Below are 15,421 nucleotides of genomic sequence, written 5' to 3'. Positions count from 1 at the left end.
AGGGCCGCGCACCGGGGGATGACGCCGGTGCGCGGCACACCTGACAGGGTACGGGACCTACTGGCCGACCCGGCCCGGCTGGAGCACCTTGGTGAACAGCACCGTGCCGTCCTGCTCGCGCAGCCGCACCGTCATCTCCGCGCTGTCGCCGTCGATCTCGACCTCGCCGAAGAACTGGTAGCCGCCCGCGGGCGAGACGTTGGAGGCGGTCGGAGCCTTCACGAACACCCGCTCCGGACCGAACGTGCCGTCCAGCGCACTGGCCGGGAACGCGCCGGCGTTGAGCGGCCCGGAGACGAACTCCCAGAACGGCTCGAAGTCGGTGAACGCGGCCCGCGCCGGCTGGTAGTGCTGGGCCGAGGTGTGGTGCACGTCGGCGGTCAGCCACACGGTGCCGGTGATCCGCCGGTGCTTGACGAACCGCAGCAGCTCGGCGATCTGCAGCTCACGCCCCAGCGGGGCGCCCGGGTCGCCCTGGGCCACCGCCTCGAAGTTCGGCCTTCCCTCGTTCGTGTCCGGCACGACCAGGCCGATCGGCATGTCGGCGGCGATGACCTTCCACACGGCGCGCGAGCGCGACAGCTCCCGCTTGAGCCACTCCAGCTGCTCGCGGCCGAGGATGCCCTGGGGGTCCACGGTCTGGTCGTCGGAGGAGTTGGCGTTGCGGTACGTCCGCATGTCCAGGACGAACACGTCCAGCAGCGGGCCCTGCCGCAGCACCCGGTGGACACGGCCCTCCCGCGCCCCCGGCCGCAGCGTGGAGATCGGGAAGTACTCGGCGAACGCGCGCCGGGCGCGGGCCGTCAGCACGTCCACGCTCTTCTCGGTGTACCGGGCGTCCGTGTCCGCGATGGTCTGGCCGGGGTACCAGTTGTTGCGCACCTCGTGGTCGTCCCACTGGACGATCGAGGGGACCTGGGCGTTGAACCGCCGGAGGTTGTCGTCGAGCAGGTTGTACCGGAAGTTGCCGCGGAACTCGGCCAGGGTCTCGGCGACCTTGGACTTCTCCTCCGTGGTGATGTTCCGCCAGGTACTGCCGTCGGGCAGGGCCTGGGTCGCGGAGATCGGGCCGTCGGCGTAGACGGTGTCACCGCTGCACAGGAAGAAGTCCGGGTCGAGCGCGCCCATCGCGTCGTAGATGCGGTAGCCGCCGAGGTCGGGGTTGATGCCCCAGCCCTGGCCCGCGAGGTCGCCGGACCACACGAAGCGCACTCCGTCACGCCGGCGGACCGGCACCGTGCGGAAGGTGCCGGTGACGGGCTCGCCGGTGCGGCGGGGGTCGTCCGGGTCCGCGAGGAGCACGCGGTAGTGGATCTGCTCGCCCGGCGGCAGGCCGCGCAGCCGGGTGGTGCCGGTGAAGTCCGTGTCCGGGCCGAGCAGCGGACCCTGCCATCTGCGCGGGTTGCGGAACGACTCGGTCGCCGACGTCTCGACGATCATCCGGGCCGGCCGGTCGGACCGCACCCACACCAGCCCGGAGTGGGAGGTCACGTCTCCCGTCTGCACGCCCCAGCCCGCCGTCGGCCGCCCGGAGCGGGCGAACGCGGGTGCCGCCCCGAGCGCGGTGGGCAGGGACAGGGCCGCCGACGCGGCGAGGGTTCCGCGCAGCACGCTGCGGCGACCGGGGAGCGGACGGTGTGACATGGAGGCGCCTCCAGGGACGGGATCCGGCCAGTGTGCAGTGCCAGACCTACTGGTGCGGCGCGGCGCCCACGCAAACCCCGGGTGAACAACAGCCCGAACCGCAGGTGAGCAACGGCCCGATGCCCCGGGCGAGCCACTGCCCGAGCCCCGGGTGGGCCACTGCGCGATGCCCTGGGTGGGCAACTGCGCGATGCCCTGGGTGGGCAACTCCCGGAAACGGCGCCGGCGCCGGCGCGCAGGGTGGTACGCACGGTGGCGCAGGCTGGTGACGGGCCAGGGCTCCGGGCCCGCGCCGGCAGTCGTGTGCTCGGGCGTGCACGGTGGTTGTCCTGGTGCGGGTGCCGGAGGGCCGCTGCTGCCGCATGCGCCGGGGCGCGCCGCTGCTGCGGGTGCCGGGCGGTCGCTTCACCGCGGATGGCGGGCGGCCCTCCTCGCGGGTTCCACGGATGCCGGGCGGTCGTCCCACGCGGCATCCGGCAGTGGGCCTGGCGCGGCTTCCGGAAGTCGCACTCCCGTGTGCGCGTCAGCGCATGACCAGCCCGCGCCCCAGCCGCCGCCCTGACCGCGCCCCGGCCGGCGCCCCGGCCCGCGCCCCGGCCCGGACCCGGCCGACGCCCCGAACCGCGACCCAGCCGGCACGCCGGCCCGCGCCCATGCCGACGCCCCGGCCCGCGACCCGGCCGACGCCCCGCCCGACCGCGACCCACCCCCCACCCCGACGCACAACCAACCCGCACCCTGCCCCGCAAAGGCCCCGCCCGCCCGTGTTCACCCGTCGGCGGCCTCCGCCATCAGCCGCACCCCCGCCCGGATCCGCGCCGGTGTCAGATGCGCGTACCCCAGCACCAGGCGCACCTCCTTGCCCGCCTCACCACCACCATCCCCGTCCCCATCCCGGTCCCCGACCCCGCTCCCGTGCCCGTACTCGCTCAGAGGACGCACCGCGACCCCGGCCGCGGCCACGCGCGCGAGGAAGCGCTCCTCGGGACCGTGGCACTGCGGCAGCGCGGCGATGACGTGGAGCCCCGCGGCGATCCCCGAGACCCGCGAACCGGGAAAGTGCTCCGCCAGCGCGGCCACCAGCGCGTCACGGCGCTCGCGGTACGCGCGCTGGCAGCGGCGCAGCTGACGGTCGTAGTCGCCGCGCTCCACGAACCGCGCGAACAGCGCCTGGTCCAGGGACGGATGCCCGAGGTCGATGGTCCGCTTGCGCTCGACGACCTCGTCCGCCAGCGACTCCGGTACGAGCAGCCAGCCCAGCCGCAGCCCTGGCGCGAGTGACTTGCTGACCGACCCCGTGTAGGCGACGTGCTCCGGGTCGAGCCCCTGGAGCGCGCCGACCGGGGCACGGTCGTAGCGGAAGTCGCCGTCGTAGTCGTCCTCCAGGACCAGTCCGTCCACGGACCGCGCCCAGTCCAGCAGCTCGGTGCGCCGCCGTGCGGAGTAGGCGATGCCCGTCGGGAACTGGTGGGCCGGCGTCGTCACGACGGCCCGTACGCCCGAGTCCCGCAGCGGGCCGACGGCGAGTCCCTCGTCGTCCAGGGGCAGCGGAACGGCCTCGACGCCCGCCGAGGCGTACAGCGCCGAGTGCTGGGGGCTGCCGGGCTCCTCGACGCCGACGGTGCGCATCCCGCGCGCGTGCAGCACGAAACCGAGCAGCGTCATCGCCTGCGCCACCCCGGAGACCACCACGATCCGCTCGGGGTCCGCCACCACTCCCCGGCGGCGGGCGAGCAGTTCGGCCAGCGCGGTCCGCAGCCGCGGCAGCCCGCGCGGATCCGGATAGCCGAGGCCGTCGTGCGGCAGCTCCGCCAGCACCTCGCGCTGGGCGGCCGCCCAGGCGGCACGCGGGAACAGCGCCAGATCCGGCGTCCCCGGCACGAAGTCGGCGTGGGTGCCCGGGGAGCGCGGGGCGAGATCACGCACGCGCGGGCGGGCGGCCCGCACCGCGTCGCCCACCCATGTCCCGGCCCCGCGGCCGCTGCGCAGATAGCCCTCGGCCGTCAGCTGCTCGTACGCCTCCGTCACCAGTCCGCGCGACACGCCGAGGTCGGCGGACAGGTCCCGGCTCGACGGCAGCCGGGTGCCCGGCGTGAGGCGGCCCGAGCGGACCGCGTCGCGCAGGGCCGCCTGAAGCGCGCGGCCACGCGCGCGTGCCGGTGCCGAGGCGGCGGGCAGCAGCAGCTCCCAGGCGGCGGTCCGGTCGCCGGAGCCCCCGGCTCCGTCCGCGCCGGTCGGTGCTGACGTCATGAAACGGCTACCCCCCGAGGATCGTTCCGGCCCAACCGCCTCCACTTTACGAGGGGTTGCTCCCACTCGCGCGTAAACAGAAGTGACAGACCACAGCGAGGGGGCAGGCTGATGTCGGGCCCCGGAATCGTACGCGCAATCCTGGAGCGCCCGTGGACGCCAAGAACCGATTCGAGACGAAGACCACCTTCGCTCTCTCCCGACTCGAATGGCTGGGCTTTCTGGCCGTTTCGCTCGTGCTCGTATTCCAGCACTGGACGGAAATCCGCTGGGGCGTGTTCGTGCTGCTGTTCGCGGTGATCGACGTCATCGGCTACATCCCCGGCGCGATCGCCTTCCGGCGCAGCCCCGACGGCCGGATCCCGCGCCGCTACTACGTGGCCTACAACACGATGCACAGCCTGGTCACGGCCGGTGTCCTGGCCGGTGCGTGGGCGTTGTTCGTCCGGCCGGAGTGGGCGCTGCTCGCGCTTCCCGTCCACCTCATGGGCGACCGGGCCCTCTTCGGGAATTCCCTCAAACCCTTCGGTGTCGCATTCGAACCGGAGCCGAATCCGGCATTCCGGGCCTTCGAGCAGCGCTACCGCTCGCACGGATCCGGTACCGACGCGTCGCGGACTTCTGTGGAGGACACCGATGCCGTCCGTGCTTGACACGCTCGCCGCGCACAGCGACAACCCCAGTTCCTTTCTCGCCCTCAACAGCGGTAACGAATACTTCCACGACGACCGGTACGAGGGCGCGTGCGCCTATCGTGCCTCGGGACGTTACGTCCTCCAATTCGGCGGCCCCTTCACGGCACCGGAACACCGCGGGCGTCTGCTGGAGGCGTTCACCGCCCACGCCGGACGGCGCCTGGTCGCGGTGCAGTTGCAGCGGTCCGACGCCGAGCTGTACGCGGCGCACGGCTTCACCGTCAACCAGATCGGGGCGTCGTACGCCGTCGACCTCGGCCGCTTCACCCTGCGCGGTTCCCGGTTCGTCCGGCTGCGGAACAAGATCTCGCGCGCCCGGCGCGCCGGACTGGAGGTCACCGAGGTCCTCGCCGACGACGACTGCGCCGAGCTGGACCGGATCGACCAGCGCTGGCTGCGGGACAAGGGCCGGCACGTCAAGGAGCTGCGGTTCCTCGTCGGCCAGCGCACCGGCCCCCTCCAGGCGCACCGCCGCCTGTTCGTCGGCCGGATCGACGGCGAGGCGGTCGGCTACATCAACTACTCGCCGGTCTACGGCAGCCGCCCCGGCTGGCTGCACGACCTCAGCCGGCGCCGGCCCGACGCCCCTCCCGGCGTGATGGAGGCGCTCAACGCCACCGTCATGGACCGCCTGACCGAGGAGGGCGCCGGCTGGCTGCACTTCGGGTTCACCCCGTTCACCGGACTCGACCCGCAGCTCGAACTCCCGGACTCCAGCCGCCTGTTCACCCGGTTCGCCCGAGTGCTCGCCGAACGCGGCAGCGCGATCTATCCGGCGGCCTCGCAGCTCGAGTACAAGGAGAAGTGGGCCCCGCACGCGGTCCTCCCCGAGTACATCGCCTTCCGCGGCAGGCCCCGCCTCGGTGCCGTCTGGCAGCTGCTGCGCGCCACCAACGCCGTCTGAGCCACCGCCGTACGGCCGCCCCGTCACCCGTCCCACCCCAGGAGGACCGCACCCCCATGAGATTCCTCGAGCGTGAACGCGCCACCCTCGCCAAGCTGCTGCCGGACCTGGATCCCGCGCTGCGCGAGATGCCGATGATGGAACTGGAGCGGCCGGGCAGTCCGGGGATCCGGCTCTTCCGGGACAGCGGCGGACCGGGGCTGCTCGTCCCCGAGATCCACCAGGGCCGGGGGGCCACGGCGCTCGACGCCCTGCGCGTGCAGCGCGCCATCGGCAGCCGCTCGCCGTCCCTCGCCGTGGCCACCACCATGCACCACTTCTCCATGGCCACCCTGGTCGGCCTCGGCGGTCTCGGCGACGGCCTGGAGTGGATGCTGATCGAAGGCGTGGCGTCGACCAACCGCATCATCGCCTCGGGGTTCGCCGAGGGCCGCAGCGGCGCCGGCATCCTGGACCCGTCGATGACCGCCACGGTGACCGAGGACGGCATCCGGATCAACGGCGTCAAGCGGCCGTGCAGCCTGGCCCGGTCCATGGACGTGCTCACCGCCAGCGTCACGATCCCGCGCGAGGACGGACAGGGCGAGGAACTGGCCGTCGCCCTCGTACCCGCCGAGAGCGACGGGCTGAGCGTCAGCGGCTTCTGGTCCAGCGCCTTCCTGGCCGGCGCCGAGAGCGAGCAGGTCACGCTCACCGACGTCCTCGTCCCGCCGGAGCTCGTCCTGCGCACCGCGACGACCTCGGGCGAACGGCTCGACGAACTGCAGACCGCCGGGCTGATCTGGTTCCAGATGCTGATGACGGGCAGCTACCTCGGCGCGGCCAGCGCCCTGGTGGAACGGGTGCTGCTCAACGACCGGATCCCCGAGCACGACCGGGTGCGCCTGTTCCTGGAGACCGAGGCCGCGATGGCCACCGCCGAGGGCGTCGCCCGCCGGGTCGACGCCGGCGACCTCGGGGAGTCCGCGCTCGCCCAGGCGCTGTTCGTGCGCTACGGCGTCCAGGACGCCATCGCCCGCGTCGTCCCGCGCTCGGTCGAACTGCTCGGCGGACTCAACTTCATGACGTCCGACGAGGTGGGCCACCTGGCCGCCTGCGCCAACGGACTGTCCCTGCACCCGCCGTCCCGCTCCCGGATGACCGGCCCGTTCTCCGCCTACCTGGCGGACCGGCCGCTCGCCGTCGCCTGACGCGACCGGAAGCCCGACCCCCCACCGTTCACGGCAGCCGAGACCAGCTGGGGAGATCCGACCATGCCGCGAAACGTCCCACGTCCCACCGTCCTGCCCACACCCCTGACCGCCCCGCGCGAGGACCGCCCGGACCGTCCCACCCTGTTCCTCACCGGCGGCTCCGGAGTGCTCGGACAGGCCCTCATCGACGAACTGGCGCCCGACTTCGACCTGCTGTGCCTGCGCCGCGCCAGGCCCCTGGACGACCCCCGGGTGAGCGAGATCGAGGGCGACCTCCTCGCCCCCCGCCTCGGACTGAGCCGCCGGGAGTGGTACGAACTCGCCCTGCGCGTCGACGTCGTCCTGCACTCCGCCGCCCAGACCAACTGGCGCACCCCGCCCGAGGAGATCCTGCGGACCAACACCCTCGGCACGGAGACCGTGCTGGACCTGGCCGCCCGCGCCGATGCCCCGCTGTACCTGGTGAGCACCGCGTTCGTCGCCAACAGGCCGACCGACGAGGACAGGGAACGGTTCCCCGGCGCCGCCGCCTATCTCAACTCCAAGATCCGGGCCGAGCAGTTGTTGCGCGACGCGGGCCTGCCCGGTGCCATCGTGCGCCCCTCGGTGGTGATGGGGGACTCCGTCAACGGGCGCATCGCCGGAGAGCAGGGACTGACCAAGACGATCGGCTCGATGGTCCTCGGCCAGGTGCCGGTGCTGCCGGGCGCCCCCGAGGCCCGTATCGACATGGTTCCGCAGGACTACGTCTCCCAGGCCGTCGGCGACCTGATCAGGGGCGGTGTGGGCAGCGGCGAGTACTGGCTGACCGCGGGCAAGGAGGCCGTCGAACTGCGGGAGTTCGCCGACGTCTGCGCCGACGTCGCCGTACGCCACGGCCTGCCCCGACCAGAGCGGCCCCGGCTCATCCCGGTGGAGGCGGTGCACCGGCTGCTGCTGCCCATGCTGGAGGGCACCTCACTGCCCGGCGCGCTCCGCCGACGGCTCCAGCACTACGCGGAGCTGCTTCTGGTGTTCCAGCGGGAGCTGCCCTTCGACACCTCCCTCGGCGACCCCGACTGCGGCACACGCCTGACGCACGCCGACATCCGCTCCGCCCTCGTACGCAACGCGGAGAAGTGGGCCGAGGACAACTCCGGCCTGCTCAGCCGGCACCGCGCCACGACGGCCGCCCCGGCGGAGGTGGCGTCGTGACGGTCTCCCCTCCCACGCCCGCGACCACCGTGCGGGACACCGGCACCGAGTCCGACGTCGTCGGCCGCTACCGCAGGCACATCGGCACCGGCCGGGCCGTCATGGGCCGCGTCATGGGCGGCATGGCCGAAGTGCGCTCCGAGGGCGCCTGGATCCACGCCGACGACGGCCGCCGCTTCCTGGACTTCGGCGGCTACGGCGTCTTCATCCTGGGCCACCGCCACCCGGACGTCGTCGAGGCGGTGCACCGCCAGATCGACACCCACCCGCTGGCCAGCCGCGTCTTCCTCGAACCCGTCGCCGCCCGCGCCGCCGAGGCCCTGGCCGCACACACCCCGCCGGGCCTCGACTACGTCCACTTCGTCAACTCCGGGGCCGAGGCGACCGAAGCCGCCCTGAAGCTGGCCCGCGCCCACGGACGCACCTCGGTGATCACCACGCGCAAGGGCTTCCACGGCAAGACGCTCGGCGCGCTCAGCGTCACGGCCAACGCCACCTACCAGACGCCGTTCCAGCCGCTGCTCCCCGACGTCACCCAGGTCGAGTACGACGACCCGGCCGACCTCGAACAGGCGCTGGCCGCCCGCCGCGACCGGGCCTGCGTCGTCGTCGAGCCCGTACAGGGGGAGGGCGGGGTCCGCATCCCGCGCCCCGGCTACCTCGGCCGGGTCGCGGATCTGTGCCGGGCGTACGGAGCCCTGCTGGTCGTCGACGAGATCCAGACCGGCATGGGCCGCCTGGGCACCTGGTGGGGAGTCGACGCCGAGGGAGTGCGCCCGGACATCCTGCTGACCGGCAAGGGACTCAGCGGCGGCGTCGTCCCGATCGCCGCGATGACCGCGACCGCGGAGGCGTACGCCCCCTTCGGCCGCGACCCCTACCTGCACACCTCCACCTTCGGCGCCTCCCCGATCGCCTGCGCGGCCGCCCTGGCCACCGTCGGCGTGATGGAGCGGGAGGACACGGTGGCCCGGGCCGCCGCGCTCGGCGAGCGCATCCTCACCGGCGTGCGCGCGGCCTGCGCGCCCTACGAGGGCGGCCTGGTCCGCGAGGTGCGCGGCCGGGGCCTGCTGATCGGCATCGAGTTCACCGAGGACCAGGCGGTCGGTGAACTCCTGCTGGAGATGATCGCCCGCGGAGTGCTCGTCAACCACTCCCTCAACTCCACCCGAGTGCTGCGGCTGACCCCGCCGGCCGTGGTCGAGGACACCGCGCTCGACCTGTTCCTCACCACCCTCGCCGAGGCCCTGCGCAGCACGGCCGCCCGTATGGCCGGGTGACCCACCCGTCCGGAGACAGACCGGGAAGGAACCGAACAACCCATGCGCCACGTGGCTCTGCACGCACTCGCCGCCGGACTGGCACCCGCCGAGGTCTACCGACGCATCAGCGACTTCGGCCGCTACCCCGAGTACAGCGACACGTTCCGCGAGGTCCGCGTCGAGCCGCCGCAGCCCGACGGCTCCACGGTCTCGGACTGGACCGTGGAGTTCCGGGGCGGTCTGATGCGCTGGCGGGAACGCGACACGTACTCGCCTCAGACCCACACCCTCACGTTCGAACAGCTCAGCGGCGACTTCCAGACCTTCGAGGGGGGCTGGCGCTGCGAGGCGCGGGACGGCGGCACGCTCATCGTCTTCACCGCCTCCTTCGACCTGGGCATCCCGAGCCTGGCGGAGATCCTGGACCCGGTGGCCGAGTCCACCGTGCGCACCAACATCGCCCGCATCCTGAAGGGCCTGGTCGACGCGGAGGTGATCGATGAGTGCGCGGCTGCGGCTCGTGGCTGACCGGGCGGCCGCCCCGGCGGAACACCCGCCCGCCACCGATCCGCTGCGCGAGGAACCGGGTCCGGGCGCCGCCCGCTGCCTGGGCCTGTACGCCAAGCTGGCCGCCGGGGTGACCGTCGTGACGGCCCGGGGCGAGGACGGCCCCCTCGGCATGACCGTCTCCGCGGTCACCTCGCTGTCGGCCCGCCCGCCGCTGCTGCTGGCCTGTCTGCGCGACGGCTCGCGCACCCTCGCCGCCGTCCGTGCCCACCGCGCCTTCGCCGTCCATCTGCTGCGCGAGGACCAGCAGGACCTGGCCACCCGGTTCGCGTCCCCGACGACCACCGCCGTCGAGCGGTTCGCCGGCACCGGCACCCGGCACGTGCTCGGCGTGCCGGTGCTCGACGGATCCCTCGCATGGTCCGTGTGCCTGACGGAGGACGTGCGCCGCTACGGCGACCACCACCTCGTGGTCGGCCGGGTCGCCGCCGTGCACGTGGGCGGCGGACGTCCCCTGCTGTGGCACGACCGCCGGTTCGGGGCCCTGACCGGGCCGGTGCCGGACGCCGCGGGATGACCGGGCCACCGGCCGGAACGCCGTACTGGGACCCGGCGGAACTGCCGCCGCAGCCCCAGCTGCACGGCGTGGTCACCGCGGACGTGGCCGTCGTCGGGGCCGGACTGGCCGGGCTGGCCTGTGCGTACCACCTCGCCGAACGCGCCCCGGGGCTCGACATCGCCGTGGTCGACGCCCAGCGCCCGGCCGCCGGCGCCAGCGGCCGCGGCACCGGCCTGCTGGGCCCCCGGGCCGGGCCGCCGGTCGACCGGGCGGTGCGCCGCTTCGGTCCGCAGACCGCCCGCCGGATGCACCTGGCCAGCGTGCGGGCCGTCGAGGACGTCCTCGACCTGTGCGGACGGCTCGGCGTGCCCTGCGGGCTGCGGCCCGGGGAGCAGATCATGGCAACGCGCTCGCCCGCCGGCCTGGTGGCACTCGCCCGCCAGGCCCGTGCCTACCGCCGACTCGGCCTGGACGTCCCCGTCCTGACCGGCAACGGCGTCCACGACCGCGTCGGCGTGCCCTACAAGGCGGCCCTCCTCCACCGCCCCGCCGCGACCCTCGACCCCGCCGCCCTGACCGGCGCCCTCGCCCGCGCCTGCGCCACCAAGGGCGTCCGGTTCTACGGCGAGAGCCCGCTGCTGGCGGTACGCCCCGGCGACCTCGTCGGACCGGAGCTGGTCTTCCCGCACGGCCGCCTCTACGCCGGTCAGGCCGTGCTGGCCGTCAACTCCGCCGCCCAGGCACTGGGCCTGCCCGTCGGCACCGTCCTCCCGCTGGAGGTGTACGCCCTCGCCACCGCACCGCTCGGCGACACGGTGTACGAGGCACTGGGCGGGCGCGCCGGACCGGCCGTCGTCGACGCGGTGCCGATGGCGCCGTACTTCCGGCTGCTCCCGGACGGGGGAGTGGTGGCCGGCGGCGGAACCGCCACGGTGCCGGCCGGCCTCGGCCCGCCCCGGCTCCAGGCCGTCCGTGAGCGTGCCTGGGGCCGGCTGGAGCGCTGGCTGCGGTCCCTGCACCCCGGACTCGCCCGGGTGCGGGTCACCCACCGCTGGTCCGGCCGCATCGGCATGACCGGCGACGACCTGCCGGTGGTCGGGCCGGTCCGGGGCTTCCCCGACGTCTGGTACATCGGCGGCTGCTGCGGACACGGCCTGGCCCTCTCCGCGGCCCACGGTGCGTATGTCGCCGGGGCCCTGCTCGGCGAGCCCGGCCCCGGGGACCCCCTGCCATGGCACCGGTCCGGCGCACCGCGGCTGCCCGTGCGCGGACCCGCACGCCCCCTGCTGCGCGCGTACGTCGATGCGCGCGGGCGGGCGGCGCGGCGCGCCTGCTGACACCCGCCCGGGGGCGGTAGCCATGTCCTTGCACCGACAGAGAGGTTCCCGATGCCACTCCACCTAGGTTCCGACGGCGGTCTGCCGGCGTCCCTGCCCATGGGCACCGCGGACGTCGCCTACCACCTCGCGATGGCCGGCAGACCGCTGCCCGCCGGCTTCCTGTTCTCCTTCGCGGGCGGAGCCCCCACCCTGGACTCGCTGCGCGCCCGGGTCGCCGAACGCGTCCACCGCATCCCGGCGTTGCGCTACCGGATCGTGCGGGAGCGCAGGATGTTCCAGCGCGTCGACCGGATCGACCTGGAGCAGCATGTGCACGAGGCGTGGCTGCCCGGGGACGACGACGGCTCGGGCGCCGGGCGCCTGATGCTGTCGCGGCCCATGGGAGGCGACGGCCGGCCGCCCTGGGACGTGTGGCTGGTGCACGGCCCCACCGGCGGACACACCCTGTGCTACCGCACCGACCACACCCTTCAGGACGGTGTGGGCGCCGCCCACACCGCGCGGGCCCTCCTCGACGACGATCCCGCGGGCGGACCGCCGCCGCACCGCCCCGCCCGGCCCGCTCCCGGCGGAGTCGCCGGTGCCCTCGGCGATGTCGCCGCCTCCTTCCGGCGGACCGTCAAGCCCGCCTTCGACCTCCCCGTCAGCGGACGGACGACGATGTGCCAGGCGGTCGTCCCGGTGGCCCGGCTGCGGGCCCTCGGCCGTGCGCGGGGCGCCACGGTGAACGACGTGTTCCTCGCCGCGTACGCCCACGCCGTCGGCACCTGGCACCGCAAGGCGACCGGTTCCGTCCATCCGCCGCTGCCGGTGGCGATCCCCATGTCGGTGCGCCGCCGCGGCGAGGAGTGCGCCCCCGGCAACCGGCTCGTGGTCGCCCGTCTCCTCCTGCCCTGCGACGCCCCCTCACCCCGGCAGGCGCTGGCCGGGGTCGTGGCCCGCACGCACACCCTGCGCACGAGCCGCCGGCGCGAGGCCCTGCGCCTGATGCTCACGGCCGGGCCGCGCTCGGCCGGTGCGCGGATCGGAACCCGGTTGGTGAACGGCAGGTCCGTCGCCGGGCCCGTGAGCAGTGTCGACTTCGGCAGCGCCCTCGTCCACCAGGGCAGCGCCGCCCGCCGTGCCGTCGTCTACTCCGGGCTCGGCGGCGGGATCCGCTGCCTGACGACGCTGACGAGTCAGCACGACACCGCCTGCTTCGCCGTCATCCACGACGAGGCCCTGGCGACGGCCGACGAACTGCCGGATCTGTGGCTCGCGGCGCTGCTGGAACTGGAACGCCCCTAGCGTCGGCAGCAGGCGGTGGCCCCGGGCGGGACGGCCCGGGGCCACGTGCCGTGCGCGTCACTTCGGTTCGCGCAGCGCCCCGGTCGTCAGGAACACGCACTTCGCGGCGGCCTCGCCCAGCAGCGGCAGGTAGGGAGCCAGACGCTGGACCACGTACGGCAGCGTGAACAGGTCGGCCGCCCGCGCCTCCCAGCCGCACTCCGACCACCAGCGTTCGGGGTCGGCGAGCTGCCAGTGCCAGGCGATCCCGGTGGTGGACAGGGCGTCGAGGAAGGGCGCCACGAACGACGACGAGGCGGCCTGGGCGTTCACGCACTCGGCACCGAAGGTGCTGCCCGGCGCGGAGAGCCCGGTCATCGTCGAGACGATGGACTCCACCTGGGCCGGCTGGAGGTGGTAGAGCAGCGTCTCGCACAGCCACGCGGTGGGCCGGCGGGGATCGAGCCCCGCGGCGAGCAGGTCCTCGCCCCAGGACCCCCTCGGATCGGCGCCGACGGCCGTGCGGCGCCCGCAGGAGGGCGGGGCCCAGTCCAGCACGTGGTCCTTGAAGGACAGCAGGGCGGGATCCTCGACCTCGAAGACGTGCACCCCGGTGGGCCAGTCGAGCCGGAAGGCGCGCGTGTCGAGACCGGCGCCGAGCAGCACCACCTGGCGGCAGCCGGAGCGGGCCGCGGTCAGGAGGTGCTCGTCGTAGAAGCGGGTGCGCACCACGGCCCAGTCGGGCAGCAGCCGCTGGAGCGGGCCGTCCCCCGGAGGGCCGCCGGGGGCACCGGCCGCGTGCAGGAAGTCGGCGGCCCAGGGATCACTGACGTACGGTGCCGGGCGGCCGTGTTCGGCGGCGTGCGCGGCCGCCGTCCACAGCGCGACCTGCGACAGGCCGTCCGGCAGCGGGGCGGGCGGCGGAGTGTGGGGCCGTGCGGTGTCCGGCATGGGGAACCTCCGTGTCGATGGTGAGCGGGCGTTGCGCGCGTACCGGTCAGCGGGAGCGGCGGCGGCCGAGCAGCACGGCCAGCGCCCCCAGGGCCAGCAGGCCGCCGGAGGGGCGGGTGGCTCGCTGGCCGCCCATCGCCGCCGGGGTGCGGGGCTCGTGGATGTTCAGCGCGAACTGGCGGTTGGCGATGTCGGCGAGGACTCCGCGGACCTGCTCGGGGCTGGTGACGGCCGCGAGCATGACTTCCATGGTGTTGCGGGCGAACTGGTTGCGGCCGAGGAACTCACGGCCCAGCGCGAACAGGATCTTCGGCACCTCGCCCTGGAACACCTCCGGCAGGGTGATCTCGGGAGCCAGGCAGCGCACCGAGCCGTCGAGGTTGGCGAACGACTTGCCGAGCAGCGACACGGCCGGCGGCGAGCCGATACCGCGCTTGGTCGCCTTGGCCAGCACGGTGGTGAGCGAGACACCGAAGTTCAGGTCCTCCAGGGACAGATGGGAGACCTTGGGCACGAATGCGGCCATGTCGGCGGTGAACGCGGGCATGTTGGACCACGGCGTCATCCGTCCCATCTCCGCCCAGTGCTGCGCGAGCCCCGCCCCGTCGTTCTGCGCCAGCGTCATGAACAGCGGCAGGAGCTGCAGGCTGGTACGCCGGTCCAGGCGTCCGACCATGCCCCAGTCGATCACCGTGGCCGGGGCCCCGGGAGCGGCGAAGACGTTGCCGGCGTGCGGGTCGGCGTGGAAGAAGCGGTGCACGAAGTAGCCGTGGTACATGAAGCGCAGCAGGTCCTTGCCGATCTCGATGCGCTCGGCGTCGGTGAAGTGGGCCCGGTCGATGTGCCGCACCGACGTCCCCGCGGCCAGCGACTGGACGAGGACGCGCGGACTGGCGTGCAGGACCCGGGGCACCTCCAGGGAGCGGAAGGGCCGGATGTGTTCGCGGGCCTCGTCCATGTTGTGGGCCTCGCCGGTGAAGTCCAGCTCCGGCTCCATCGCGTCGAAGACGGAGCCGAGCATCGCCTCGATGTCGATGACCTCGTTGAAGCGGGGCGCGACCCGGGCCACGATCCGGGACGCCCGGCGCATCAGGGCCATGTCGGCGAGCACGCCCTCGCGGATGCCGGGCCGCTGGATCTTCACCACGGCCGGACGCCCGCCGGGCAGGGTCACCCGGTAGACCTGCGCGAGGGACGCCGCCCCGAGCGGGGCGACGGTGTCGATGTCGTCGAAGCGCAGCTTCCAGTCCGGCCCGAGGTCGCGGGCCAGTACGGGCTCGAACACCGAGAACGGCTGGATGTCGACCTGGTCGTGCAGGTTCTGCAGCTCGTCCCGGATCGACTGCGGCACCATGTCCGGCCGGGTGGACAGGATCTGCCCGAGCTTCACGTAGAACGGGCCGAGGCTCTCCAGTGCCTGCCGCACCGCCCTGGCACGCCGCTGTTCGGCCCCGGCGGCCCCGGTTGGGGGACCGCCGGGCTCGGCCGGAGCCCCGGCGGAGGCGTCGCCAGCCTCCGTCGGGGGCCATCCGTCCTGTTTCGCCCGTCTGCGCAGTCGCGTCGCCTGACCGACCTCGTCGACGACGAGGCTTCCCAGGACCTTGACCACGAGACGCAGCCGGTCGCCGACGACAGACGCCATCGTGTGTGACCCTC

Annotated in this window: 13 protein-coding genes; 9 read left to right on the top strand and 4 right to left on the bottom strand. The window is 74.0% G+C overall.

Features of this window, described 5'->3' with window-relative positions; translation table 11 throughout:
* Positions 1–57: 57 nt before the first annotated feature.
* Complete coding sequence (locus H0H10_RS20235; RefSeq protein ID WP_188182418.1) at positions 58–1,644, bottom strand: alkaline phosphatase D family protein; 1,587 nt, start codon at positions 1,642–1,644, stop codon at positions 58–60.
* A gap of 768 nt (positions 1,645–2,412) precedes the next feature.
* Positions 2,413–3,894, bottom strand: a complete 1,482-nt coding sequence (gene pdxR / locus H0H10_RS20230; RefSeq protein WP_188182417.1) for a MocR-like pyridoxine biosynthesis transcription factor PdxR — start codon at positions 3,892–3,894, stop codon at positions 2,413–2,415.
* A 152-nt stretch (positions 3,895–4,046) separates the two neighbouring features.
* Between pdxR and H0H10_RS20225 the strand changes: the two genes are divergently transcribed.
* From H0H10_RS20225 to H0H10_RS20185, 9 genes are all read left to right on the top strand, one after another.
* Positions 4,047–4,547 (top strand): hypothetical protein, encoded by a 501-nt coding sequence (locus H0H10_RS20225; RefSeq protein ID WP_188182416.1) that lies wholly within the window; start codon positions 4,047–4,049, stop codon positions 4,545–4,547.
* Complete coding sequence (locus tag H0H10_RS20220; RefSeq protein WP_188182415.1) at positions 4,531–5,493, top strand: bifunctional lysylphosphatidylglycerol flippase/synthetase MprF; 963 nt, start codon at positions 4,531–4,533, stop codon at positions 5,491–5,493. The genes H0H10_RS20225 and H0H10_RS20220 overlap by 17 nt, the downstream gene beginning before the upstream one ends.
* Before the next feature lie 56 nt (positions 5,494–5,549).
* The gene (locus tag H0H10_RS20215) at positions 5,550–6,683 is read left to right on the top strand and encodes an acyl-CoA dehydrogenase family protein (RefSeq protein WP_188182414.1); all 1,134 of its coding nucleotides are present in this window, start codon (positions 5,550–5,552) and stop codon (positions 6,681–6,683) included.
* Positions 6,684–6,746: 63 nt separating this feature from the next.
* A complete protein-coding gene (locus H0H10_RS20210) occupies positions 6,747–7,880 on the top strand; it encodes an SDR family oxidoreductase (RefSeq protein WP_188182413.1) in 1,134 nt (377 codons plus the stop codon).
* On the top strand, positions 7,877–9,160 hold the full coding sequence (locus H0H10_RS20205; protein WP_373566856.1) for an aspartate aminotransferase family protein: 1,284 nt from the start codon (positions 7,877–7,879) through the stop codon (positions 9,158–9,160). The genes H0H10_RS20210 and H0H10_RS20205 overlap by 4 nt, the downstream gene beginning before the upstream one ends.
* A gap of 42 nt (positions 9,161–9,202) precedes the next feature.
* Entirely contained in the window at positions 9,203–9,670 is a 468-nt protein-coding gene (locus tag H0H10_RS20200) for an SRPBCC family protein (protein WP_188182412.1), read from the top strand.
* The gene (locus H0H10_RS20195) at positions 9,642–10,226 is read left to right on the top strand and encodes a flavin reductase family protein (RefSeq protein ID WP_188182411.1); all 585 of its coding nucleotides are present in this window, start codon (positions 9,642–9,644) and stop codon (positions 10,224–10,226) included. The genes H0H10_RS20200 and H0H10_RS20195 overlap by 29 nt, the downstream gene beginning before the upstream one ends.
* Positions 10,223–11,545 (top strand): NAD(P)/FAD-dependent oxidoreductase, encoded by a 1,323-nt coding sequence (locus H0H10_RS20190; protein WP_188182410.1) that lies wholly within the window; start codon positions 10,223–10,225, stop codon positions 11,543–11,545. Before H0H10_RS20195 ends, H0H10_RS20190 begins: the two co-directional genes overlap by 4 nt.
* 51 nt (positions 11,546–11,596) lie before the next feature.
* Positions 11,597–12,835: a wax ester/triacylglycerol synthase domain-containing protein gene (locus H0H10_RS20185; RefSeq protein WP_188182409.1), complete on the top strand. Its 1,239-nt coding sequence runs from the start codon at positions 11,597–11,599 to the stop codon at positions 12,833–12,835.
* Positions 12,836–12,892: 57 nt separating this feature from the next.
* On the opposite strand, the gene H0H10_RS20180 is transcribed toward H0H10_RS20185, so the two are convergent.
* Both H0H10_RS20180 and H0H10_RS20175 read right to left on the bottom strand, forming a co-directional pair.
* Positions 12,893–13,765 (bottom strand): SAM-dependent methyltransferase, encoded by an 873-nt coding sequence (locus tag H0H10_RS20180; protein ID WP_188182408.1) that lies wholly within the window; start codon positions 13,763–13,765, stop codon positions 12,893–12,895.
* Positions 13,766–13,811: 46 nt separating this feature from the next.
* Positions 13,812–15,407, bottom strand: a complete 1,596-nt coding sequence (locus tag H0H10_RS20175) for an ABC1 kinase family protein (RefSeq protein WP_188182407.1) — start codon at positions 15,405–15,407, stop codon at positions 13,812–13,814.
* Between the last annotated feature and the right edge of the window lie 14 nt (positions 15,408–15,421).

The organism is Streptomyces griseicoloratus (genome assembly GCF_014534645.1).
GTDB classification, from domain to species: Bacteria; Actinomycetota; Actinomycetes; order Streptomycetales; family Streptomycetaceae; genus Streptomyces; species Streptomyces griseicoloratus.
The sequence above is the reverse complement of the archived record's forward strand: the minus strand, read 5'-3'. Positions and strand labels throughout refer to the sequence as shown.

Bases quoted from the DNA above. Each gene is read 5' to 3' on its own strand.
- H0H10_RS20235 (WP_188182418.1), bottom strand. From the start codon at position 1,644: ATGTCACACCGTCCGCTCCCCGGTCGCCGCAGCGTGCTGCGCGGAACC.
- pdxR (WP_188182417.1), bottom strand. From the start codon at position 3,894: ATGACGTCAGCACCGACCGGCGCGGACGGAGCCGGGGGCTCCGGCGAC.
- H0H10_RS20220 (WP_188182415.1), top strand. From the start codon at position 4,531: ATGCCGTCCGTGCTTGACACGCTCGCCGCGCACAGCGACAACCCCAGT.
- H0H10_RS20215 (WP_188182414.1), top strand. From the start codon at position 5,550: ATGAGATTCCTCGAGCGTGAACGCGCCACCCTCGCCAAGCTGCTGCCG.
- H0H10_RS20210 (WP_188182413.1), top strand. From the start codon at position 6,747: ATGCCGCGAAACGTCCCACGTCCCACCGTCCTGCCCACACCCCTGACC.
- H0H10_RS20200 (WP_188182412.1), top strand. From the start codon at position 9,203: ATGCGCCACGTGGCTCTGCACGCACTCGCCGCCGGACTGGCACCCGCC.
- H0H10_RS20195 (WP_188182411.1), top strand. From the start codon at position 9,642: ATGAGTGCGCGGCTGCGGCTCGTGGCTGACCGGGCGGCCGCCCCGGCG.
- H0H10_RS20190 (WP_188182410.1), top strand. From the start codon at position 10,223: ATGACCGGGCCACCGGCCGGAACGCCGTACTGGGACCCGGCGGAACTG.
- H0H10_RS20185 (WP_188182409.1), top strand. From the start codon at position 11,597: ATGCCACTCCACCTAGGTTCCGACGGCGGTCTGCCGGCGTCCCTGCCC.
- H0H10_RS20180 (WP_188182408.1), bottom strand. From the start codon at position 13,765: ATGCCGGACACCGCACGGCCCCACACTCCGCCGCCCGCCCCGCTGCCG.
- H0H10_RS20175 (WP_188182407.1), bottom strand. From the start codon at position 15,407: ATGGCGTCTGTCGTCGGCGACCGGCTGCGTCTCGTGGTCAAGGTCCTG.